Origin of the sequence: Streptomyces sp. NRRL S-337 (assembly GCF_000720175.1) — a bacterium.
Taxonomy (GTDB): Bacteria; Actinomycetota; Actinomycetes; order Streptomycetales; family Streptomycetaceae; genus Streptomyces; species Streptomyces siderophoricus.
In genome coordinates this window covers 184,845-204,916 of the sequence record NZ_JOIX01000005.1, presented here as the reverse complement: position 1 = coordinate 204,916, position 20,072 = coordinate 184,845, and the positions used below count along the sequence as shown (strand labels likewise).

At 73.6% G+C, this 20,072-nt stretch carries 18 protein-coding genes; 6 read left to right on the top strand and 12 right to left on the bottom strand.

Annotation, left to right across the window (positions count from 1 at the left end; all coding sequences use genetic code 11):
• Positions 1 to 215: 215 nt before the first annotated feature.
• On the bottom strand, positions 216 to 1,640 hold the full coding sequence (locus IG62_RS0107070; protein WP_030798798.1) for a hypothetical protein: 1,425 nt from the start codon (positions 1,638 to 1,640) through the stop codon (positions 216 to 218).
• A gap of 310 nt (positions 1,641 to 1,950) precedes the next feature.
• On the opposite strand from IG62_RS0107070, the gene IG62_RS0107065 reads away from it, so the two are divergent.
• Positions 1,951 to 3,417, top strand: a complete 1,467-nt coding sequence (locus tag IG62_RS0107065) for a PP2C family protein-serine/threonine phosphatase (protein ID WP_030798796.1) — start codon at positions 1,951 to 1,953, stop codon at positions 3,415 to 3,417.
• A 191-nt stretch (positions 3,418 to 3,608) separates the two neighbouring features.
• Here the strand turns inward: IG62_RS0107065 and IG62_RS0107060 are convergent, their stop codons facing one another.
• Positions 3,609 to 5,138 (bottom strand): hypothetical protein, encoded by a 1,530-nt coding sequence (locus IG62_RS0107060; protein ID WP_030798794.1) that lies wholly within the window; start codon positions 5,136 to 5,138, stop codon positions 3,609 to 3,611.
• 285 nt (positions 5,139 to 5,423) lie between these two features.
• On the opposite strand from IG62_RS0107060, the gene IG62_RS0107055 reads away from it, so the two are divergent.
• Positions 5,424 to 6,557: an aminoglycoside phosphotransferase family protein gene (locus tag IG62_RS0107055; protein WP_078871862.1), complete on the top strand. Its 1,134-nt coding sequence runs from the start codon at positions 5,424 to 5,426 to the stop codon at positions 6,555 to 6,557.
• A 330-nt stretch (positions 6,558 to 6,887) separates the two neighbouring features.
• Entirely contained in the window at positions 6,888 to 8,888 is a 2,001-nt protein-coding gene (locus IG62_RS0107050) for an N-acetylmuramoyl-L-alanine amidase (protein ID WP_030798790.1), read from the top strand.
• A gap of 87 nt (positions 8,889 to 8,975) precedes the next feature.
• Here IG62_RS0107050 and IG62_RS0107045 read toward each other — a convergent pair whose 3' ends face one another.
• From IG62_RS0107045 to IG62_RS0107035, 3 genes are all read right to left on the bottom strand, one after another.
• Positions 8,976 to 9,476, bottom strand: a complete 501-nt coding sequence (locus tag IG62_RS0107045) for a hypothetical protein (RefSeq protein ID WP_030798788.1) — start codon at positions 9,474 to 9,476, stop codon at positions 8,976 to 8,978.
• A 101-nt stretch (positions 9,477 to 9,577) separates the two neighbouring features.
• Positions 9,578 to 9,973: an ACT domain-containing protein gene (locus IG62_RS0107040; RefSeq protein WP_030798786.1), complete on the bottom strand. Its 396-nt coding sequence runs from the start codon at positions 9,971 to 9,973 to the stop codon at positions 9,578 to 9,580.
• 10 nt (positions 9,974 to 9,983) lie between these two features.
• Positions 9,984 to 10,592, bottom strand: coding sequence for a CGNR zinc finger domain-containing protein (locus tag IG62_RS0107035; RefSeq protein ID WP_030798784.1), 609 nt, complete (start codon positions 10,590 to 10,592; stop codon positions 9,984 to 9,986).
• A gap of 222 nt (positions 10,593 to 10,814) precedes the next feature.
• Here IG62_RS0107035 and IG62_RS0107030 point away from each other — a divergent pair, with 222 nt between their 5' ends.
• Both IG62_RS0107030 and IG62_RS0107025 read left to right on the top strand, forming a co-directional pair.
• Positions 10,815 to 11,543 carry a maleylpyruvate isomerase family mycothiol-dependent enzyme gene (locus IG62_RS0107030; RefSeq protein ID WP_051797703.1) on the top strand — a complete coding sequence of 243 codons (729 nt, stop codon included), beginning with the start codon at positions 10,815 to 10,817 and terminating at the stop codon, positions 11,541 to 11,543.
• 66 nt (positions 11,544 to 11,609) lie between these two features.
• Positions 11,610 to 12,338, top strand: a complete 729-nt coding sequence (locus tag IG62_RS0107025; RefSeq protein WP_030798780.1) for a leucine-rich repeat domain-containing protein — start codon at positions 11,610 to 11,612, stop codon at positions 12,336 to 12,338.
• Between the two features lie 22 nt (positions 12,339 to 12,360).
• On the opposite strand, the gene IG62_RS0107020 is transcribed toward IG62_RS0107025, so the two are convergent.
• The 5 genes from IG62_RS0107020 to IG62_RS0107000 form a co-directional block, all read right to left on the bottom strand.
• Complete coding sequence (locus IG62_RS0107020; protein WP_030798778.1) at positions 12,361 to 12,600, bottom strand: DUF397 domain-containing protein; 240 nt, start codon at positions 12,598 to 12,600, stop codon at positions 12,361 to 12,363.
• 93 nt (positions 12,601 to 12,693) lie between these two features.
• Positions 12,694 to 13,860 (bottom strand): thiolase domain-containing protein, encoded by a 1,167-nt coding sequence (locus IG62_RS0107015; protein WP_030798776.1) that lies wholly within the window; start codon positions 13,858 to 13,860, stop codon positions 12,694 to 12,696.
• The gene (locus tag IG62_RS0107010; RefSeq protein WP_030798774.1) at positions 13,857 to 14,906 is read right to left on the bottom strand and encodes a thiolase domain-containing protein; all 1,050 of its coding nucleotides are present in this window, start codon (positions 14,904 to 14,906) and stop codon (positions 13,857 to 13,859) included. Before IG62_RS0107010 ends, IG62_RS0107015 begins: the two co-directional genes overlap by 4 nt.
• Positions 14,903 to 15,862 carry a Zn-ribbon domain-containing OB-fold protein gene (locus tag IG62_RS0107005; protein ID WP_030798772.1) on the bottom strand — a complete coding sequence of 320 codons (960 nt, stop codon included), beginning with the start codon at positions 15,860 to 15,862 and terminating at the stop codon, positions 14,903 to 14,905. The genes IG62_RS0107010 and IG62_RS0107005 overlap by 4 nt, the downstream gene beginning before the upstream one ends.
• A gap of 16 nt (positions 15,863 to 15,878) precedes the next feature.
• Positions 15,879 to 16,679 carry a crotonase/enoyl-CoA hydratase family protein gene (locus IG62_RS0107000; protein WP_030798770.1) on the bottom strand — a complete coding sequence of 267 codons (801 nt, stop codon included), beginning with the start codon at positions 16,677 to 16,679 and terminating at the stop codon, positions 15,879 to 15,881.
• A 190-nt stretch (positions 16,680 to 16,869) separates the two neighbouring features.
• Here IG62_RS0107000 and IG62_RS0106995 point away from each other — a divergent pair, with 190 nt between their 5' ends.
• Positions 16,870 to 18,498 (top strand): acyl-CoA synthetase, encoded by a 1,629-nt coding sequence (locus IG62_RS0106995; protein ID WP_030798768.1) that lies wholly within the window; start codon positions 16,870 to 16,872, stop codon positions 18,496 to 18,498.
• Positions 18,499 to 18,554: 56 nt separating this feature from the next.
• On the opposite strand, the gene IG62_RS0106990 is transcribed toward IG62_RS0106995, so the two are convergent.
• On the bottom strand, positions 18,555 to 19,199 hold the full coding sequence (locus tag IG62_RS0106990; RefSeq protein ID WP_030798766.1) for a chorismate mutase: 645 nt from the start codon (positions 19,197 to 19,199) through the stop codon (positions 18,555 to 18,557).
• 125 nt (positions 19,200 to 19,324) lie between these two features.
• Positions 19,325 to 20,023 carry an alpha/beta fold hydrolase gene (locus IG62_RS0106985; RefSeq protein ID WP_030798764.1) on the bottom strand — a complete coding sequence of 233 codons (699 nt, stop codon included), beginning with the start codon at positions 20,021 to 20,023 and terminating at the stop codon, positions 19,325 to 19,327.
• Positions 20,024 to 20,072: the final 49 nt, after the last annotated feature.

Genomic DNA, 20,072 nt, shown 5'->3' with positions numbered 1-20,072 from the left:
CGGCCCCGCAGGCCCGTCACCGCACCCAACACCCACCCAGCCCGCCGCAGGCGCAACGACGAACAAGCCCCGCGGCGGGACAGACAGCCACGTGCGGGGAGCCGCAAAGCGCAACGGCGAGCAACCCCCACGGCGGGAGAGACGGGTACGTGCGGTGGCGCCGCAAAGCGCAACGGCGAGCAACCCCCACGGCGGGACAGCCAAGTACGTGGGGCTCAAACCGCCGACGCGTCGGGGCCGAATCTGCTGCGGACGGCTGTTTGGACCTCGGCCTCCTCGGCCGGGTCGGCGGCGAGTCGGCGGAGTTGTTCGACGACCCGGTCGTCGCCGGTGGCGGCATGGCGGGCGGCCAGTTCGCGGGTGGTCTCCTCGCAGTCCCAGAGGCACTCGACGGCGAAACCCGCCGCGAAACCGGGGTCGGTGACGGCGAGCGCGGCCGCGGCCCGGCCGCGCAGGTGGGAGGAGGACGTCTCGCGGTAGATGTGCCGCAGTACGGGGGCGGCGCAGACGACGCCGAGGCGGCCGGTGCCGTCGACCAGCTCCCACAGGCAGGCGGCGTCCGGGCCCTCCTCGCGGACGGTCCGGCGCAGCGCGGCCAGCACCAGGTCGGCGTCGCGCTGCGCGCCACGACGGGCGAGCACGGCGGCGGCCGACGCGCCCAGCCGGTCCGTACGCGGAGCCCAGCCGCGGGCCCGCTCGACGGCGGCCGCACTGCGCATCCGCTCGAAGGCGGAGAGCCCGGCGGCGACCAGCGGCTCGGAGGAGAAGGGGCAGGTGACGGCGGTCTCGATCAGGTCGAGGACGTCGGGGTCGCCGCGTTCGGCGAGGTGGTGCAGCACCGCGGCGCGCGCCGCGTCGGGGCCGCTGCGGGCCGCCCGGAGCAGCTCGGGGCGGTCCTCCGGGCCGACGACGGCGGCCAGGCAGCGGGCGGCGGCGAGGTAGCGGTGCTCCTCGGGCTCCAGCTCCAGCCCCTGCTCGGCCCACCGGAGGACCTCCGCGACACTCCAGCCGGGGCGCGGTCCGCGCGGCCGCAGCTGGCGCTGCCAGCGCTCGAAGGAGCCCTGTTCGCCGGCGGCGGCCAGCCGCGGGCCGTACCGGGGGTCCTCGGCCCACAGCCGCCAGGGGCGGGGCTCGAAGGCGTCCCGGACCGCGGCGGCCAGGTCGGCCCGGCCCTGCTCGGTTTCGGGGAAGCGGGCGAGGACGGCGGGGGCGAGCGACATCAGCCCGGCGTCGTCGTCACGCAGCGCGAGCTCGTCCAGCGCCCAGCGCCAGTTGCTGCCGACCGCGGCGTAGCTGCGCAGCAGCAGCCGCGCGGCGTCCCTGCCGTACGCGGCGAGGTGGCCGAGGACCGCGAGGGCCAGGCCGGTGCGCTCCTCGCCGGTGTCGGTGCGGTCGTCGGGGTGGAAGAGGTGGCGTTCGATCTCCTCGAGCCCGCCGTCGAGCTGCATGTAGAGGCGCGCGTAGTACAGCGAGCGGTTCTCCACCTGCCAGTCGCGCCGGGGGTCGCGCAGCACGCTGTCGTTGAGCGCGCCGAGCGCCTCGGCCCTCGGCGCCGCGAGGGCGTGCAGGGTCCCGTCGCCGCGGCCTCGCTGCAGGAGGCCGAGCAGGGTGCCACTGGGCGCTATGTCTGGATCGAACATGAGGTCAGCATCCGGTGCGGGGGGCGGGCTGGCAACGGGATTTCCGCTGACCGGCATTCTTGCCGGTGACCACGGGCCGTATGCCTCGTTCCCACCATGGATAGGCAGCAACGCCTGCAGTACGGCGGCCGAAGCCTAGCCTGGAACCTGTCATTCCGCCGATTCCCCCCGGCCTGCCAAGGGAGGCCGGGGGCATATGTCAGCTGCACCACCGTATCGGGTAGTGCCAAATCCCTTACGCACGGTCGCCGCCTGTGCAACAGTCGTTACCGGCCCTTCAGCCCGGCGCCGCCTGATCACGGAGTACGTCATGCCGTCCCCTCTCTTCGCGGACCATCCAGCCGACCGGCCCCCCGAGCGCGACACGGTCGAGGCCCTGATCACGCAGGCGCGCCGCCTGCGCGGCGGCCTCGACGCGGTGCGCCGGGAGTCCACGGTGGACACCGGCCTCGCCCCCGACCCGCAGCTGCGCTGGCAGCGGGCGCTGTGCGATCTCGCCGTGCATCACCTCGACGATCTCGGGGGCCATCTCGATCAGCTGAGAGAGGGCCTGCCTACCGAGAGTGACGATGCCCCGGAGCCGGCGGCCGAGGTACCGGCGTTCCCGGCCGGGCCCGAGCCCCCCGAGCGCGGTGCGCTGCTGCGCCGGGTGGGCAGCGCCGAGTGGAATCTGCTCACGGACGAGGTCAGCTGGTCCGACGAGCTGTTCGCGATCTTCGGCCGGTCTCCCGCCGACGGCCCGCTGACCCTTGACGAACTGCCGTCCCTGGTGCACGCGGACGACCAGGAGGGGCTGGCCACGATGGTCACCGACTGCCTGGTGGACGGCCGGCCGATCGACGGCGAGTTCCGCATCGTGCGTCCGGACGCGAGCCTGCGCACGGTGCACATGGTGGGCGAGCCCGTGCTGGAGACCGACGGCAGTACGGCCTGCATGTGGGCCGTACTGCGGGACGTCAGCGAGCTGCGCCGCAGCCAGCAGGCGGTGCGCGAGACCCGTGACTCCCTGCACCGCGAACGGCAGATCGCGGAGACCGAGCACCGGCTCGCGGTCGAGCTGCAGGAGGCCGTGCTGCCCCCGTGGCGGGGCTCCCTGCGGTTCCCGCAGGACGGTCGGGTCACCCTCGACCTCGCCGGGCGCTATCTGCCCTCCGGCACCCACACGCTGATCGGCGGGGACTGGTACGACGCGATGCAACTCCCGGACGGCCGGACGCTGTTGAGCGTCGGCGACCTCACCGGGCACGGGGTCGCGGCCACGTCGGGGATGGCGATGGTGCTCGGCGCGCTGCGCGGGATGGCGGTCGCCGGCCACCGGCCCGAGCAGTTGATGGGGCTGCTCAACCAACTGCTGGACACCGCCGCCCAGCCGGCGCTCGGCAGTGCGGTGTGCGGCACCTTCGATCCGCGGACCCGGACGCTGGAGTGGGCCCAGGCCGGGCACCCCGCACCGCTGCTCTTCCGCGGCGGCACGGGGCGCGCGCTGGAGCCGCCCGAGGGCGTTCTGCTGGGGGCGACGTCGGGGGCGGCGTACACCCAGCGCTCCGAGCAACTGGTGCCCGGTGACGTGCTCGTACTGCACACCGACGGGCTGACGCCCAGCCGGGCGTACGGCACCGGAACGGGCCTGGAGAGTGCCGAGCGGCTCCTGGCACTGGCACCGCGGCTCGCCGCGGCCCGCAGTGCGCAGGACAGCGTCCGCATCGTCGTCGAGGAGTTCGGCAGCGCCGAGCGCGAGGACGACGCGTGCGTGCTGATCGCCAGGGTCGGCGACTGACACACACCGCGGCAGCTGAGGGCGGACCGGCATCGTGTGAACCGGCCGCCCCGCCCGCATGAGGCGAGCAGCCGACGGTGGACGGGCCCGTGAGGCATGAGGTCGTCGGGCCCGTGAGCCATGGGGCCGTCCGACCTGTATCGCAAGGGGCCCTCGGTTGACGGAGCGGGGTCAGCGGCGGTCGGCGGGCGTCAGACCGAGAGGTTCGGCCCCAGGCCCGTGCCGATGCCCGGGCCCAGCCGTGATTCCTTGGACTTGGGCCGGGGCTTCGGCAGGACATGCTGGATCTCCTCGCGCAAGTCCTGGATCTTGGCGTAGTTCGCGTACTGGCCCGTGAGCCGGAACATTTCGCGGAGCCGGTCCCAGGTGCGGTGGGAGGAGTTCTCACCGATGGACACCAGGGCCAACCGGGCGTAACGGTCGGCCTGTTCGGGGTCGTCGCCGATGAAGCAGGCCGAGGCCATGGAGATGTAGTCGAAGATCTGCGACCGCTGGCGGCCGCCCTCCCGGAGGGCGAGTGCCTGCTTGGCGTGGTGCTGGGCGATCTTGGCGGCAGCGGGGTCGTGTTCAGCGAGGGTGCGGAACGCCAGGGCCTGCATGCCGTGCAGGTCCGCCTCGTCGAACATCTGCATCCAGCACGGGGGCGGGACGTCGCCCTTGTCCGAGACGAACAGTTCCTCGGCCTCGCCCAGGGTACGCCGCATGGCCTGGCTCTGGCCCTTGGACGCCTGGGCCCACGCTTCGATGGTGTGCAGCATGGCGCGGGTGCGGGGCAGGGTCTCCTCGCCGGAGCCGGACTTGGCGAGTTTCATCAGGTCCAGCGCATCGTCCGGGCGGCCCAGATGGACCATCTGGCGGGCGGCGCGGGAGAGGGCCTCACCGGCGCGCGGGCGGTCGCCGCCCTCACGGGCCGCATGGGCGGCGATGATGAAGTACTTCTGGGCGGTGGGCTCCAGGCCGACGTCGTGCGACATCCAGCCGGCCAGCACGGCGAGGTTGGCGGCCACGCCCCACAGGCGGCGCTGGAGGTGGTCGGGGTGGCGGTAGGCGAGCATGCCGCCCACCTCGTTGAGCTGGCCGACCACCGCCTTGCGCTGCAGGCCGCCGCCGCGGGCCGCGTCCCAGGCGCGGAAGACCTCCACCGAGCGCTCCAGCGCGTCGATTTCCTGCGATCCCACGGGGGCCGCCTCGTAGCGGTCGAGGCCGATCTGGTCGAATTCGTCGAGGGAGTCGGAAGCGAACGGGTCGTCGTGGCGGGAGGCGCCGATGGGGGCCGGATCGGTGTGCAGCCAGTCGTGCATGGCGCCGGTGAGTGCGGAGCCCGCGGCGAGCGCCGCGCCCGCACCCACCAAGCCGCGTCGGTTGAGCATGAGGTCCATTCCCGTGAATTCCGTGAGGACCGCAGCGGTCCGTTCGGGAGCCCACGGCAGACCGTCCATGGCCTGCCGCTTCCCCGAGCGACCGGTTCTGGCGAACCCGAGGTCCTCGATGGTTACGACACGGCCGAGGCGCTCGGTGAACAGCGAAGCCAGGACCTTGGGCACGGGATCACGGGGGGTCTCCCCCATGTCGATCCAGCGCCGCACTCGCGAGGTGTCGGTCGCCAGCTGCGGATGGCCCATGGCCGCCGCCTGCCGGTTGACGAGCCTCGCCAGCTCTCCCTTGGACCAGCCGGCCAGGCCGAAAAGGTCCGCGAGACGGGTGTTCGGCTGCCTGTCCACGTCAAGCCCCCAGGTTCCTCGACTGAGTTGACAGTAACGGCCGGTGACATGCGCTGGGACCATTCGCCAGGGTTCGCCAGGGTGCGCCAGATGGTCTGCCACCCGCAGCCGAGTGTTCTGTAGACGTGCCGCCCCCGGCCCGGTGGCGGGACCGCATTCCCCAGGGTGCGCGCCCTTCACAGGGACCCTGGATCGGCCTCCTGCACGGGGCCCGTTCACGGGTTCCCTCCACCGGGCCGGGGAGCGCACGCAACTCGTCGGCGCACGAAGGGATCTGTCTCACCCATGTATGCAGCATCGTCCGCCGTGACCGCCCCCGCCCGGCCGCACCGCCCGCACCCGACAGGAAGCGGGCCGTATCTCGCGCCCGCTCCCTCCGCGGGGGCGGTTCCCGGTCTCACCGGCGGCCGGACCCGGCGGGCACAGGGGACGGGCACCCAACCGCTCAGCGGGAGACTCGACTTGTCCGGGCCCCAGGGCGCACAGCTGCGCGCCGCGGTCGCCTCGGTGCACCGCATCTGTCCCGAGTTCAACCCGGTCCAGGTGCTGCGCCGGAGCGGGAAATCCGTCCTCCTCGTCGGCACGACAGGCCGTATGACCGCGGTCGCCAAGTGTTTACTGGACCAGTCCCCCGCGTGGGCGGAAAGCTTCCGGCAGGAAATAAGCGCATACCGCGCATTCGTCCGGCATCGTCCGCCGGTACGGGTGCCGCGGCTGGTGGCGGCGGATCCCGACAACTGCACGCTGATCGTGGAGCGGATGCCCGGCCGGGTCGCGGCCATGACGCGCCACCCCGCCGAGGCGCCGCCCCGGGCGGACATCCGCGCCGCGATCGGCGCGGTCTGCCAGCTCAACCACTGGCGTCCGCCGGCCGGGCTGTTCGACGCCCCGCTGGACTACGCCGGCCGGATCGGCCGCTACCACGACCTGGGGCTGCTCACCGACCGCGACCTGGGTGACCTGCAGAAGCTGATGCACGGTCTGTCGCACGTCCAGGGCCAGTTCAACCACGGCGACGCGCTGCTGAACAACGTCCTGCTGTCGCCGGCCGGCCCGGTGCTGCTGGACTGGGACCACGCCGGCTGGTACCTCCCGGGCTACGACCTGGCGACGCTGTGGTCGGTTCTCGGCGACGCCCCGGTGGCGCGCCGTCAGATCAGCCAGCTCGCCCAGAACGCCGGCCCCGCCTCGCGGGACTCCTTCCTGGTGAATCTGATGCTGATCCTCACCCGGGAGATCCGGCGCTACGAAACCGCTGTTCAGCGGACCATGCGCGAACCCACGCCGACGGGGACGCAGGGCCCGGGACAGCCCGGCGTCCCCACGGCGGGTGAGGAGCAGCGGCTGCTCCTGCGCCGGTTGCACGACGACTGCCAGATGGCCCGTCGTGCGGTACGGGCGGCGGTCGGCACCCGCTGACTGCCCAGGGGGAGTGCCTTTCTCCACCGGCACTTCCCCGCGGGGGATTGTGAGCGGCGCACCCGTTGTGCGGGAGGCGCCGCTCACCCATGTGCGCGGCGCGGTCATTGGTCCATTCCACTGACGCCCCGCAGGCCGGGCGGTGGTCCGGGAAGGCTCCTCTGGAGATGCCCTGACATGGGAAATCCCGATCCGGTGCGGTATATGACGGGCCGTCGGCCCACCTATGGCTCTGGGCCCCCTGGGGCTCTACTCTCGGGTCCACCCCGTACGGCCGTTGGTGCACCATCCGTCACACCGCCCGGCTCGGGCCGGCTCGAGGAGGCTGTTGTGCGAGGATCCGCCCCGGAAGACCAGAGAACCCATCGCCCCGCCCTGCGCAGGTCCACCACCGCGGTGGCGGCGGCGGTGCTGCTGCTCCCGCTCACCGGAGCCCCGTCCGCGAGCGCCGGGCAGCCCCGGACGGACGCCCTGCAGCGGGCCTTCACCAAGGCCGCCGCCCGCTTCCACGTACCGCGCAGTGTGCTGCTCGGTGTCTCGTACCTGGAGTCGCGGTGGGACGGCCACGGCGGCGCGCCGAGTGTGTCCGGGGGCTACGGCCCGATGCATCTGACCGACGCCCGGACGGCGCTGGCGCGGGCGCCGGAGTTCAGTGAGGGCGACGCGGACGCCCGGGGCGACGCCTCGCGCGCCCGCAAGCGTGTCCCGGAGGGGCTGGCACAGCAGCCCGCGCTGCCCGCCGAACTCCCGGCCCGCCTGCGTACGTTGCCGGCCGCGGCCCGGCTGACCGGGTTGCCGGCCGAGCGGCTGCGCACGGACCCGGCGGCGAACGTGCTGGGCGGCGCGGCGCTGCTCGCCGCGGCGCAGCGCGGGCTCGGGCTGGCCGCCGAGGACGATCCCGCCCGGTGGTACGCGGCGGTGGCGCGCTACGGCGGTCAGGACGATCCGCGCGGCGGCAAGGCGTTCGCGGACGAGGTGTTCTCGGTGATCCGCCAGGGCCAGGCGCGGACGACCGACGCCGGGCAGCGGGTCAGGCTTCCCGCGGCCCCCGGGCTGATCCCCGACGCCGGGCAGCAGAAACGTCTCGGCGCCGCCACCAGGGCCTCCGCGTCGGGTGGCGACCGCGGGCTGGAGTGCCCGTGGAACGTGGCGTGCGAGTCGGTCCCGGCGCCGTACGAGGAGTTCGGCGACCACGACTACGGCAACCACGACAAGGCGGACCGGCCCGCGGACCAGAAGGTCGACACCATCGTCATCCATGACACCGAGGGGTCGTGGGACGTCACGCTGAAGCTGATCAAGGACCCGAAGTACGTGTCCTGGAACTACACCGTGCGTTCCTCGGACGGCCTGATCGCCCAGCACGTCCCGGGCAAGGACGTCGCCTGGCACGCCGGCAACTGGTACGTGAACTCGCACTCCATCGGGATCGAGCACGAGGGTTTCCTGGCCGCCCCGGACGCCTGGTACACGGAGGCGATGTACCGGTCCTCGGCCCGGCTGGTGAAGTACCTGAGCCGCAAGTACGACGTACCGCTGAACCGGCAGCACATCCTGGGCCACGACAACGTGCCCGGCACGACGACGTCCACGATCCCGGGGATGCACACCGACCCCGGGCCGTACTGGGACTGGGCGCACTACTTCGAGCTGCTGGGCAAGCCGTTCCACGCCACGGCGGGCAAGCACGGCGGGCTGGTCACCATCCTCCCCGACTACGACCGCAACCGGCCGCGCTACACCGGCTGCGAGAAGCCGGGGGACAGCTGCGCGCCGCACGGGTCCGCGGCGGTCCGGCTGCACACCGCGCCGAGCGAGAGCGCTCCGCTGGTCAAGGACGTCGGGCTGCACCAGGACGGCAGCGACTCGACGGAGGGCGTGAACGACACCGGGGCCCGGGCCACGACGGGGCAGCGGTTCGCGCTGGCGGGCCGGGACGGTGACTGGACCGCGATCTGGTACCTCGGGCAGGTCGCGTGGTTCCGCAATCCGCACGGTGCGCCGACGGCGGTGAACGCCAAGGGGCTGATCGCGACGCCGAAGTCCGGCCGGGAGGAGATCCCGGTCTACGGCCGGGCGTACCCCGAGAAGGCCGCCTATCCGGCCGGGGTGCCGTACCAGTCGGTTTCCCCGCTGCCGTACACGATCGGCGCGGGGCAGCGGTACGCGGTCGGCGGCCGGGTGACCGGCGAGTATTTCTACGCGCCGACGTTCGACGTCTCGAAGCACACGATCGTGCGCGGGGAGGACGTCTACTACGAGATCCAGCTGGGGCACCGGGTGGGCTATGTGCGGGCGGCCGACGTGGACGTGCGGCGGTCGGCGTCGTGACCCGGCTGCCCAGGTGAGGACGAGCGGCGCGCGCCCGGTGGACGGGATGGCGTCCACCGGGCGCGCTGTGCTGCCCTGTCCGGGGTGTCAGCCCTGCTGGAAGAGCTCCGCCGGCAGCGGCTTGAGCAGGGCGTAGAGGTCGTCGGTGATCGGCCGGTCCCAGCTGGCGATGGTGACCAGGACGCCGTCGCTGCGGTCGAACTGGGCGCAGGAGATGCGGCTCTCGGAGCACTTGATGCGCTTGACGATGAGCAGGTTGTCGTCGTGCATCACGGGGGTGTCCTCGCTCTCGACGACCGTGACCGGGTCGTCGTTGCCGAGCGCGGCGAGCAGCTGGGCGACCTCGAAGGGCACCTGGTCGCCCTCCAGCGCGCGGGCCGGGGAGCCCTCCGGGAGGTTGCCGATGATCATCGCGGGGCCGCGGCCGCCGAAGAGGTCGTAGCGGAGGAAGACGCCCTGGCAGCTTCCGTCGGGTGCGGGCAGCAGCCCGGCGCCCAGATTGCCCGGCCAGTCCCCCGGGTCCATGGCGAGAACGTCGAAGTCGGGACCGGCGGGCGTGGCTGCGCTGCGGCGGCGGAGGAAGGACATGCCGCCATCGTACGTGGCCCGGCCGGGCCCGCCGCGCCGGACGTCGGGGTCGTGGGCGGCGTGCGGGCAGGTCGGGCGGGTGGTGTGCGGGGTGCCGGGGTTCAGGCCCGTCCGGCCAGTTCACCGAGGCGGCGCAGTGCCTCGTCGGCCGCCTCGTGGGGCACGAAGAGGTGGTCGTGGTGGAAGCCGGCGACGACGTTGCAGCTGAGTCCGGCGTCGGCGAGGGCGGTGGCAACGGCGGCGGTGAGCCCGACCGCGTCCAGGGCGGAGTGCACCCGCAGGGTGATCCAGCCGGCGACGTAGTCGTACGGCAGGCCGGTGCGGTCGGCTTCCTCCTGGCGCAGGACGAGGGTGAGTCCCTCGGGTTCGGCGACGGTGACGACCGGGGCGAGTCCGGCGGGGATCGCGCCGCGCACGGTCGTGAAGACGTACCGGCCCTCGTTCAGTTCGGGGCGCATCCCGCTCAGCAGGGTCGGAAGATCGCGTTCACCGGTCATGCCGCCCACCTTACGAGGGGTCGCGCCGTCCTTCCTTGTGCCGCTCGTGGTGGCGGGCGACCCGGGCGCGGTTGCCGCAGGAGGGGCTGCACCATTCCTGGCGGGCGTGGTCCTTGACGAAGTAGCGGACGCAGCGGGGGGCGGGGCAGGCGCGCAGCCGGGCGCGGTCGGGGCCGGCGAGGAAGGTGAGGGCGGCGCGGGCCAGTGCGGCCACGATCCGGTCGGCGGCGGGCGGGGTGCCGCGCGGGTGCAACCGCAGCGTGGGCGGGGCGTCGGGCTCCCAGCTGAGCCGGGGGGAGGTGGGGACGAGGGCGGCGGCGGTGTTCAGCCGGTGCAGTGCGGTGTCCTCGGGGAGGAGCCGCTGGGCGTCGGCGGAGCTGGGCGGTCCGGGGCGGACCGCACGGGCGAAGAGCGCACGGACCGCGGCGCGCAGTTCGCGTACGGCGGTGTGGAGTGCCGGGTCGGCGGTGAGCGGGTCGGCGGCGCAGTCGAGCAGGGTGGCCCGCTCGGCGATCCATGCGGTGAGTCCGTCCGGGTCGGCCAGGTCGTCGGTGACACCGCCGTGGCCGTCGTGGCGGATGGTGACGGCGAGTTCCAGTGCGAGCCGTGTTGCGGTCATAGAGCTAATGGTAACGTCACCGCCAGCCATTAGATTCGTCGGGGAGCCCGAGGGGGGAACATGGTCGAACTCCGTCAACTGCCGTGCGTGCGCCCGGGGTTCGCGGGCGCACCGCCGCTCTCCGATCCGGTGGACCCGCCCGGCGACCCGGTGGAACGCGAGCACACCCGGACCGGCGCACCGCCGGCTCGGCGAGAACCGGATGAAGGAGCTGCTGTGGCCGTGACGAAGGAATCCGCCCTGTCGGCCGAGGTGGTCCGCGAGGCGATCGAGGCGGGCCAGGAGCGGTTGCGGGCGCTGCTGGGCGGGCTGACGGAGACCGCGGTGCGCGAGCCGAGCGCGCTGCCCGGCTGGTCCCGCGCCCATGTCCTCGCGCACCTGGAGGGCATCGCCCGGGCCACCGCCCGGCAGGCCCGTTACGCGCTGCGCGGTGAGCTGGTCGAGCTGTACGACGGCGGGCGCCCGGAGCGGGCGGCCGGGATCGAGGCCGGTGCGGTGCGGGACGCAGCACAGCTGCGGGACGCGGTGGGGGCCGCGCTGGACGAGTCCTCGGCGGCCTGGGCGGCGGTCGGCCCGGCCGACTGGTCGCGCCCGGTGCGCTACCGGGACGGTGATCTGCGCACGGTGCTGTGGGCCTGGTGGCGGGAGCTGGAGATCCACACGGCGGACGCCCGGCTCGGCCACGGCCCCGAGGACTGGCCGCACGGGCTGTGCCATCACCTGCTGAGTCATCTGGCGCCGCGCGCCCCGAAGGACGTCCACCTCGTGCTGGAGGCCACCGACGAGGCGTTCCGGCGGGAGTACGGTGCCGCCGGCGCGCCGGAGGTGACGGTCCGCGGTCATCTCACCGACCTGGCGGCCTGGCTGGCCGGCCGCGATCCGCACCGGCCGCTGGACTGCCGCCGGTCGGGCCGTCCCGCCGCACTGCCGGAGCTGCTCGACTGGCCGTAGGGACGCGCCCGGTCCGCCCGGTCGGCTCCCGACCGCCTCACCCTCTCCTTCTGAAGGGACTCCGTCATGCTCACCCCGCCCCGCACGCTCAACTTCTGGAAGGCCGGGCTGAGTTCGGTGCCGCCGGAGGTGTGGCGGCGCGCCGACTGGGAGGTGCTGATCCTCGCCGACAACGCCCTGACCTCGGTTCCGGCGGCGCTGGGCGGGCTGCGGGCGCTGCACACCCTGGACCTCGGCCACAACGCGCTGACCGCGATCCCCGAGGAGATCGGCGAGCTGACCGGGCTGACCCGCTACCTCTATCTGCACGACAACCGCCTCACCGCCCTGCCGGAGGCGCTCGGCCGGCTGGACCGGCTGGGCTACCTCAACGTCGGCGACAATCCGCTGGGCCGGCTGCCGGACACGCTGGACGGGATGGCCTCGCTGGTCGAACTCCGGGCGCAGCGGGCCGGGTTGGCCGAACTCCCGCCGGCGGTGGGGCGGCTCGGGCGGCTGCGGGAAGTGTGGCTGGGCGGCAATGCGCTGACCGGGCTGCCGGCGGGCGTCGCCGCGCTGCACGAGCTGCGGGTGCTGGAACTGCGCGACAACGCCCTGCCCGGGCTGCCGGGGGCGCTGCGTGGACTCCCCCGGCTGGCCCGGCTCGATCTGCGCGGCAACCGGATCGCGGAACTGCCGCGGTGGATCACCGGGCTCCCGTCGCTGGAGAAACTGGATCTGCGCTGGAACGCCGTGGACGACGGTGCGGAACCGGTCCGGGCGCTGCGCGCGAACGGGTGCGTGGTGCTCACCTGACGGCGGCCGCCGCCGCCCGGGGCTAGGTGAGGTCGAACTCCCCGTCGCGGGCGTCGAGGACGAAGGCGCGCCACTCGGCGGGGCTGAAGATCAGCGCCGGGATCTCCGGGCTGCGGCGGTTGCGCATCGCGATGTAGCCCTCGACGAAGGCGATCTGGACGTCGCCCACGCCCTGGCTGCTGGACTGCCACTCGGCCTGGGTCAGGTCGAGATCGGGCCTGGGCCCGCCCGCGAGCCGCTGCTCGGTGATGCTGTCGGCCACGTCGCCGCTCCTCCCGGTTCGTCGTCCGCGGTCAGCCTAGCCACTGTGCCCAGGGACGGACAGGGGACGTGGCGGGGCGGGCCGGCGGAACCGTCAGGTGGCGGGTGGTTCGGCGCCGACCAGCCACATGGAGAAGAACTGCGAGCCGCCGCCGTAGGCGTGTCCGAGTGCTCGGCGCGCACCGTCGACCTGGTGTTCGCCGGCCCGGCCGCGCACCTGCAGCGCCGCCTCGGCGAAGCGGATCATGCCGGAGGCGCCGATCGGGTTGGTGGACAGGACGCCGCCGGAGGGGTTGACGGGGAGGTCGCCGTCGAGCTCGGTGACGCCGGACTCGGTGAGCTTCCAGCCCTCGCCTTCGTCGGCGAAGCCGAGGTTCTCCAGCCACATGGGTTCGTACCAGCTGAAGGGGACGTACATCTCCACCGCGTCGATCTGCCGGCGCGGGTCGGTGATGCCGGCCTGGCGGTAGACGTCGGCGGCGCAGTCCTTGCCGGCCTGCGGGGAGACGAAGTCCTTGCCGGCGAAGAGGGTGGGCTCGCTGCGCATCGCCCCGCCGTGCATCCAGGCCGGCGGGTGCGGGGCGCGCGCGGCACCGGCCCGGTCGGTGAGGATCATCGCGCAGGCGCCGTCGGAGGAGGGGCAGGTCTCGGAGTAGCGGATCGGGTCCCACAGCATGGGCGAGGCCTGGACCTTCTCCAGGGTGAGGTCGTGTTCGTGGAGGTGGGCGTAGGGGTTCTTGAGGGCGTTGCGGCGGTCCTTGTAGGCGACGAGCGAGCCGACGTGGTCCGGGGCGCCGGTGCGGCGCAGGTAGGCGCGGACGTGCGGGGCGAAGAAGCCGCCGGCGCCGGCGAGGAGCGGCTGCTGGAAGGGGACGGGGAGCGAGAGGCCCCACATCGCGTTGGATTCCGACTGCTTCTCGAAGGCGAGGGTGAGGACCGTGCCGTGGACGCGGGCCGCGACGAGGTTGGCGGCGACGAGCGCGGTGGAGCCGCCGACCGAACCGGCGGTGTGTACCCGCAGCATCGGCTTGCCGACGGCGCCGAGTGCGTCGGCGAGGTAGAGCTCGGGCATCATGACGCCCTCGAAGAAGTCGGGCGCCTTGCCGATGACGACCGCGTCGACGTCGGCCCACGTCAATTCGGCGTCCGCCAGGGCACGTTGGGCGGCCTCCCGGACGAGGCCGGCGATCGACACGTCCCGCCGCGCGGCCACGTGCTTGGTCTGGCCGATGCCTACGACGGCCACGGGCTCCTTGCTCATCGGGGATCCCCTTCGAGGACGGCGACCAGGTTCTGCTGCAGACAGGGGCCGGACGTGGCGTGGGCGAGGGCGCGGTCGGACGCGCCGCGGTGGATGCGGGCGGCGGCCTCGCCGATGCGCAGGAGGCCGGCGGCCATCACCGGGTTGGCGGCGAGCGCCCCGCCGGACGGGTTGACGCACACGTCGTCGCCGAGCCGCAGTGCCTTGCGCAGGACGACCTCCTGCGCGGTGAAGGGTGCGTGCAACTCGGCGGTGTCGACGGCCCGTCGGAAGGCGCCGGCCTTCTCGGCGGCCAGCCGGGTGGACGGCGAGTCGGTCAGATCGCGGACGCCGAGGCCGTGCGCCTCGATGCGGTGGTCGATGCCGCGGATCCAGGCGGGCCGGGCGCACAGCTCCCTGGCCCGGTCGCCCGCGGCGAGGATGACGGCGGCGGCGCCGTCGCCGATGGGCGGGCAGTCGCCGGTGCGCAGCGGCCGTACGACGTAGTCGCCGTGCGGCACCGGACCGCTCAGCTGGGCGTGGGTGTTGGCGGCGGCGTCCGTGCGGCTGCGGGCCCCGATCGCGGCGAGGGCGGGTTCGTCCGTCTCGCCCGCGTCGATGAGCGCCTGCGCCTGGAGCGCGGCGAGCGCCACGGAGTCCGGCCACAGGGGCGCGACGTAGTACGGGTCGAGCTGGCGGGTCAGGACGTCGCGCACGGAGCCGGGTGAGGACTTGCCGTACGCGTAGACCAGGGCGGTGTCGGCGTCGCCGGTGAGCAGCTTCGTCCACGCCTCGTACAGGGCCCAGGCGCCGTCCATCTCGACGTGCGACTCGGAGATCGGCGGCCAGGCGCCCACGCCGTCGAGGGCCATGGTGAAGGAGAAGGCGCGGCCGGCGAGGTAGTCGGAGGAGCCGGAGCAGGTGAAGCCGATGTCGCTGGTCCTCAGGCCGGTCCGGTCGAGGACCTCGTGCAGCACCGGGAGGAGCATCTCCACCTCGGAGAGCTCGTCGGTGGTGCGCCGGTGGTCGGTCTGGGCGAAGGCGACGACCGCGATCTCACGCGTCACAGCAGCTCCTTGTAGGTGTCGTACTCCGCGTCGGGTTCTCCGGTCGGCCGGTAGTGGTCGGGGTAGCGGCCCCCTTCCGTCCACACCGGCTCGACGCGCAGGCCCATCCGCACCTGGTCGTAGGGGATGCCGCCGATCCGGCCGTGCAGCGCGAGGCCGGCGCCGTCGAGGGCGATGTGGGCGTAGACGTAGGGGACCTCGATGTCCAGATTCGCCGTGTGCGCGGCCTTGATGTTGACGATGCAGTAGGTGGTGACGGTGCCGCGCGGGCCCACCTCGACCTGTTCGGAGGTGGCGATGCCGCAGGTGGGGCAGGCGCCCCTGGGCGGGACGTAGACCTTGTGGCAGGAGGGGCAGCGTTCGCCCACGGTCCGCCGGCCGGAGAGGGCGTGGATGTAGGCGGACTGGGCGCGGCCGGGCGAGTAGACGTAGTCGAGGCGGGCGGGGGCGACGATGCCGGTGACCGGGTCCGCGAACTCACCGGTGTGACCGGCGGGTTCGGCCGGGTCTCCGTCGTACGGCTCGAAGCAGGCGAGGTCGGTGATGGCGCCGGTGCGTTCCTCGGCCCAGCGGACGCGGACCCGCATGCCGGTGTGCACCGCCTCGGGGCCGGGGGCGTCGAGGGCGTGCAGCAGGGCGGTGTCGGCGCCGTCGAGACGGACCAGGACCCAGGCGAACGGGGTGCGAAGGGGCTGGCCGCGGCGGGGCTCGGGGTTCCAGGCCCAGGTGGTGACCGTGCCCGTGGGGGCGACTTCGACAAGGCCGCCGCGGTCACCGATCTCCTCGGCGGTGACGGGGTCGTACTCGACGGGCGGGACCAGGGTGCGGCCGTCGCGGGTCCGCACGCCGAGGACGACGCGTTCGCGCAGCCCGGTCAGGAACGCGCTCTGGACGGGTCCGAGGGAGCGGGTGAAGGGGAATTCGACGACGAGCGGGGCTTTGAGGACTGCTGGCATCACGGGCTCCTCCGGGTCAGGCGCGCTTGTACACGGGCGGTCGCTTCTCCGCGAAGGCGCGGGCGCCCTCCTTGGCGTCGGCGGTGTCGAAGACCGGCCAGCCGCGGGCGAGTTCGGCGGCGAGTCCGTCGGTCTCGGTCAGTTCGGCGGTCTCGTACACCGACGCCTTGACGGCCTCGACGGCGAGCGGGCCGCAGGCGTTGATCTGCTCGGCGATCTCCAGGGCCTTGGCGAGTGCCGTGCCGTCGGGGACGACCTGGCCGATCAAGCCGATGCCGGCGGCCTCGCGGGCGGTGTACGGGCGGCCGGTGAGCAGCATCTCCAGGGCGTGGGTGCGCGGGATCTGGCGCTGCAGGCGGACCGTCGATCCGCCGATGGGGAACAGTCCGCGCCTGACCTCGAAGAGCCCGAAGGTGGCGGACTCGCCCGCGACGCGGATGTCGGTGCCCTGGAGGATCTCCGTGCCGCCCGCCACGCATGCTCCCTCGACGGCGGCGATCACCGGCTTGCGGGGGCGGTGGTGCCGCAGCATCGCCTTCCAGTGCAGGTCGGGGTCGGCGGTGAGGCGGTCGCGGTACTGCTGCCCCGCCATGCCCTTGCCGGCCAGGGCCTTGAGGTCCATCCCGGCGCAGAACGCGCCGCCGGCGCCGGTGAGCACGATCGAGCGGATCGCGTCGTCCTCGTCGGCCGCCACCCAGCCGTCGTACAGCCCGACGAGCATGGGGAGCGAGAGTGCGTTCTTGGTGTCGGGCCTGTTGAGCGTGAGCACCAGTGTGGCGCCTTCGCGCTGCACGGTGAGGTGTTCCGTCCCACCCATTGCGGTCTCCCGTCTGCAGGAACGAGAACAGGTTGCAGTAGCCGCACGGTGAGTTCAAGGCTTTTCTGACAGGTAGTCAGATTACTTGCGCCGGGCCCCTTCCCTGCTCCTGCCCGCGGCGCTCTAATGACCGCCGGGGTCCGGACCCGCGGGCCTCCCCTGCGCCGACGCCGCCCGGTCTGGAGGAGACGTGGAGTACAACCTTGCCGACCTCTTCGAGTCGATCGTGGAGACCGTGCCCGATCGCGAGGCCCTGGTGTACCTCGACCACCCGGGGACCGGCGCGGAGCGGCGGCTGACGTACGCGGAGCTCGACCGCGCCGCCAACCGGCTGGCCCACCACCTCGCCGGCCGGGGCATCGGCCCCGGGGACCACGTCGGGCTGCACCTCTACAACGGCGTCCCCTACCTCCAGGCGGTGTACGCCTGCCTGAAGATCCGCGCCGTGCCGGTGAACGTCAACTACCGCTATGTCGAGGAGGAGTTGGTGTACCTCTACCGGGATGCGGACCTGGTGGGGCTGGTCTTCGACGCGGAGTTCACCGGCCGGGTGGCCGCCGCCCTGCCGCGGGCGCCGCGCCTGCGGCACCTGGTCCGGGTCGGTACCCCGCCGGACGGCGCCCCCGAACCGGCCCTCGCACCGGTCGCGCTCACGGACGCCGAGGCGTCCGGCTCACCGGCCCGCGGCTTCGCGCCGCGCTCCGCCGATGACCAGATCGTCATCTACACCGGCGGCACCACCGGGATGCCCAAGGGCGTGATGTGGCGGCACGAGGACCTCTTCTTCTCCGGCATGGGCGGCGGGGCCCCGACCGGCGACCCGGTCACCCGGCCGCAGGAGCTCGCCGAACGGGTCGCGGCGGGCGGTGAGGGGATCGTCTTCTTCCCCACTCCCCCGCTGATGCACGGCACCTCGACCCTGACCGCGTTCATCGCCTTCCACTTCGGCCAGAAGGTCGTCCTGCACCGCAAGTACGTGCCCGAGGAGGTGCTGCGGACCGTCGAGCGGGAGCGGGTCACCAGTGTGTCGCTGGTGGGCGACGCGATGCTGCGGCCGCTCGTCGACGCGCTCGCCGGGCCGCTCAAGGGCACCGACTGCTCCTCGCTGTTCAGCGTCAGCAGCTCCGGCGCGATCCTCTCCGAGACCGTACGCGCCCAGTTCACCGCGCTGGTGCCGAACGCGATGCTGCTCAACAACTTCGGCTCCTCGGAGTCCGGCTTCAACGGCACCGCCACCGACGACTCGGGTCCCGCCAAGGGGTTCCGGCTGCGGGTCAACTCCCGTACGGCCGTGGTCGATCCCGCGACGCGCGAACCGGTCCCGGCCGGCGAGGTGGGGCGGCTGGCGCTGCGCGGTCACGTCCCGCTGGGCTACTACAACGACCCGGCGAAGACCGCCGAGACCTTCTTCGAGGCGCGCGGGGACCGGTGGGTGCTGCTGGGCGACATGGCCACCGTCGACGAGGAGGGCATCGTCACCGTCCTCGGACGGGGCTCGCAGTGCATCAACTCCGGTGGTGAGAAGGTCTATCCGGAGGAGGTCGAACAGGCACTGAAGGCCCATCCGGACGTCTACGACGCGCTGGTGGCGGGCGTCCCGGACGAGCGGTGGGGCAACCGGGTCTCGGCTGTGGTGCAACTCCGCGCCGGCAGCGGGCCGTTGGACCTGGCGGCCCTTCAGGCCCACTGCCGCACCCGGCTGGCCGGCTACAAGGTCCCGCGCGCGGTGGTCTTCACCGACCGCATCCAGCGCTCCCCGAGCGGCAAGGCCGACTACCGCTGGGCGAAGGCGGTGGCGGCGGGCGAACGGGGGGCATGAGGGCCGCGGCGGCGCGCCGCCCGGACCGCCCCGGTCGCCGGACGGAGGGCCGCCGTTCAGCCGGCTTCCCCGCACACCGACGAAAGGGAGCGGGCCAGGGCCACAGTGTGCAGCGGGTCCAGGTGGCGCGCGTGGCGTACCCCGGCGCCGGCCAGGGCCAGCAGCGGGTGGCAGGACGGTGCGGAGCGGGCCGGCGCGGAGGCGGCGATGGCGCGTACCAGTTCCGTGTTGATGCGGTTGATCTCCTTGCGGACCTCGCCCAGGTCGGGGCGCTCGGCCGGGGCCTGGGAGGGGTCGGCGTCCCAGCGGCGGTGCAGGCCGCGCTGCACGATCTTGTTGGCCTCGATCTGGTCCCGGAAGATCTGCACCGTCGCGGCCGGGTCGGCGCCGAGCTGCCGGGCCTGCTCGGCCACCGAGTCCAGCACCTGCTGCTCGCGGGCCGGATCGTCGATCGGGCTGCCGGTGCCCCACTTCGCCGCGGCCACCAGGTCGCCGGTGGCCAGCCGCTCCGCGGACAGTGCGGCGAGCGGCCGGAGTGCGGCGTACGGGGAGTGCGCGCGGGCGGCGGCCGGGACCGCGGGTGAGGGGGCGGCGGCTGCGGGGCCGGCGGGCGCCGCGACCGCGCCACCGGCCCCGGTGAACAGCAGGGCCGCGGCGGCGCCGGCGATCAGCGCACGACGCGTCGAGAGGGTCAGCTGCACGGTCGGCCTTTCTCGAACCTCGGGGCGGCCGGGGGCAGTTCCCCCGGCCGGCCGTACGCGGGGAGGCGTACGGCCGCGAGCCTAAGGGACGTGCGCGCCCGCCGGCCCCGGGTCCGCGCGGCCGGCTACCGCGGGGGCGGCAGGAACGAGGTGACCGCGGCGAGGAATTCGCCCGGGCGCTCCTCGTGGACGAGGTGGCCGGCGCCCTCGACGGTCACCAGGCGGGCATCGGGGATCAGGGAGGCCATCCGCACGAGGTGTTCCTGCGGGATGTGGCTGGTGGGGCCGCCGGCGATGACGAGGGTGGGGGCGGTGATCCGCGGCAGGCACTCCCACCACTGCGGGTCGGGGGCGTTGCGTTCGCCCACCACCGCCGTCTTGGCGCCCCAGTCGAACGCCTGCGGGCCGGCCGGCTGCTCCGGTGCCTCCTGCGGCGGGTCGGCGGGCAGCGGCGGGGCGGCCTCCTCCAGGACCAGCCGGTCCACCAGCTCGGGCCGGTCCGCGGCCACCAGCAGCGCGGTCAGCGCGCCGGCCGAGTGGCCGACGAGGGTCACCCGCTTCAGCCCGAGCGCCTGGAGGAAGCCGATCGCATCGTCCCGCCACCGGGCGAAGCCGTACTCCCCCGGCCAGTCGCTGTGCCCGTGGCCGCGCTGGTCGAGGGCGAAGACCCGGTGGGTGCCGGCGAGCCGGCCGACCACGCCGCGCCAGTCCTCGCCGTCCTCGCCGAGGCAATGCAGCAGCACGACCGGGGGCGCGTCCTCCTCCCCCCACACCCGGTACGCCAGCCGAACGTCACCTACCTGCACTTTCCGGACGTCACTCATGCGCTGGACGCTACCCGGGGGCCGGCTGCGGCACGCCCCTTGACGTGTT

Bases quoted from the DNA above. Each gene is read 5' to 3' on its own strand.
- IG62_RS0107035 (WP_030798784.1), bottom strand. From the start codon at position 10,592: ATGACCGCAACACGGCTCGCACTGGAACTCGCCGTCACCATCCGCCAC.
- IG62_RS0107070 (WP_030798798.1), bottom strand. From the start codon at position 1,640: ATGTTCGATCCAGACATAGCGCCCAGTGGCACCCTGCTCGGCCTCCTG.
- IG62_RS0107045 (WP_030798788.1), bottom strand. From the start codon at position 9,476: ATGTCCTTCCTCCGCCGCCGCAGCGCAGCCACGCCCGCCGGTCCCGAC.
- IG62_RS0107055 (WP_078871862.1), top strand. From the start codon at position 5,424: ATGTATGCAGCATCGTCCGCCGTGACCGCCCCCGCCCGGCCGCACCGC.
- IG62_RS0107025 (WP_030798780.1), top strand. From the start codon at position 11,610: ATGCTCACCCCGCCCCGCACGCTCAACTTCTGGAAGGCCGGGCTGAGT.
- IG62_RS0107005 (WP_030798772.1), bottom strand. From the start codon at position 15,862: ATGCCAGCAGTCCTCAAAGCCCCGCTCGTCGTCGAATTCCCCTTCACC.
- IG62_RS0107040 (WP_030798786.1), bottom strand. From the start codon at position 9,973: ATGACCGGTGAACGCGATCTTCCGACCCTGCTGAGCGGGATGCGCCCC.
- IG62_RS0107065 (WP_030798796.1), top strand. From the start codon at position 1,951: ATGCCGTCCCCTCTCTTCGCGGACCATCCAGCCGACCGGCCCCCCGAG.
- IG62_RS0106985 (WP_030798764.1), bottom strand. From the start codon at position 20,023: ATGAGTGACGTCCGGAAAGTGCAGGTAGGTGACGTTCGGCTGGCGTAC.
- IG62_RS0107000 (WP_030798770.1), bottom strand. From the start codon at position 16,679: ATGGGTGGGACGGAACACCTCACCGTGCAGCGCGAAGGCGCCACACTG.
- IG62_RS0107015 (WP_030798776.1), bottom strand. From the start codon at position 13,860: ATGAGCAAGGAGCCCGTGGCCGTCGTAGGCATCGGCCAGACCAAGCAC.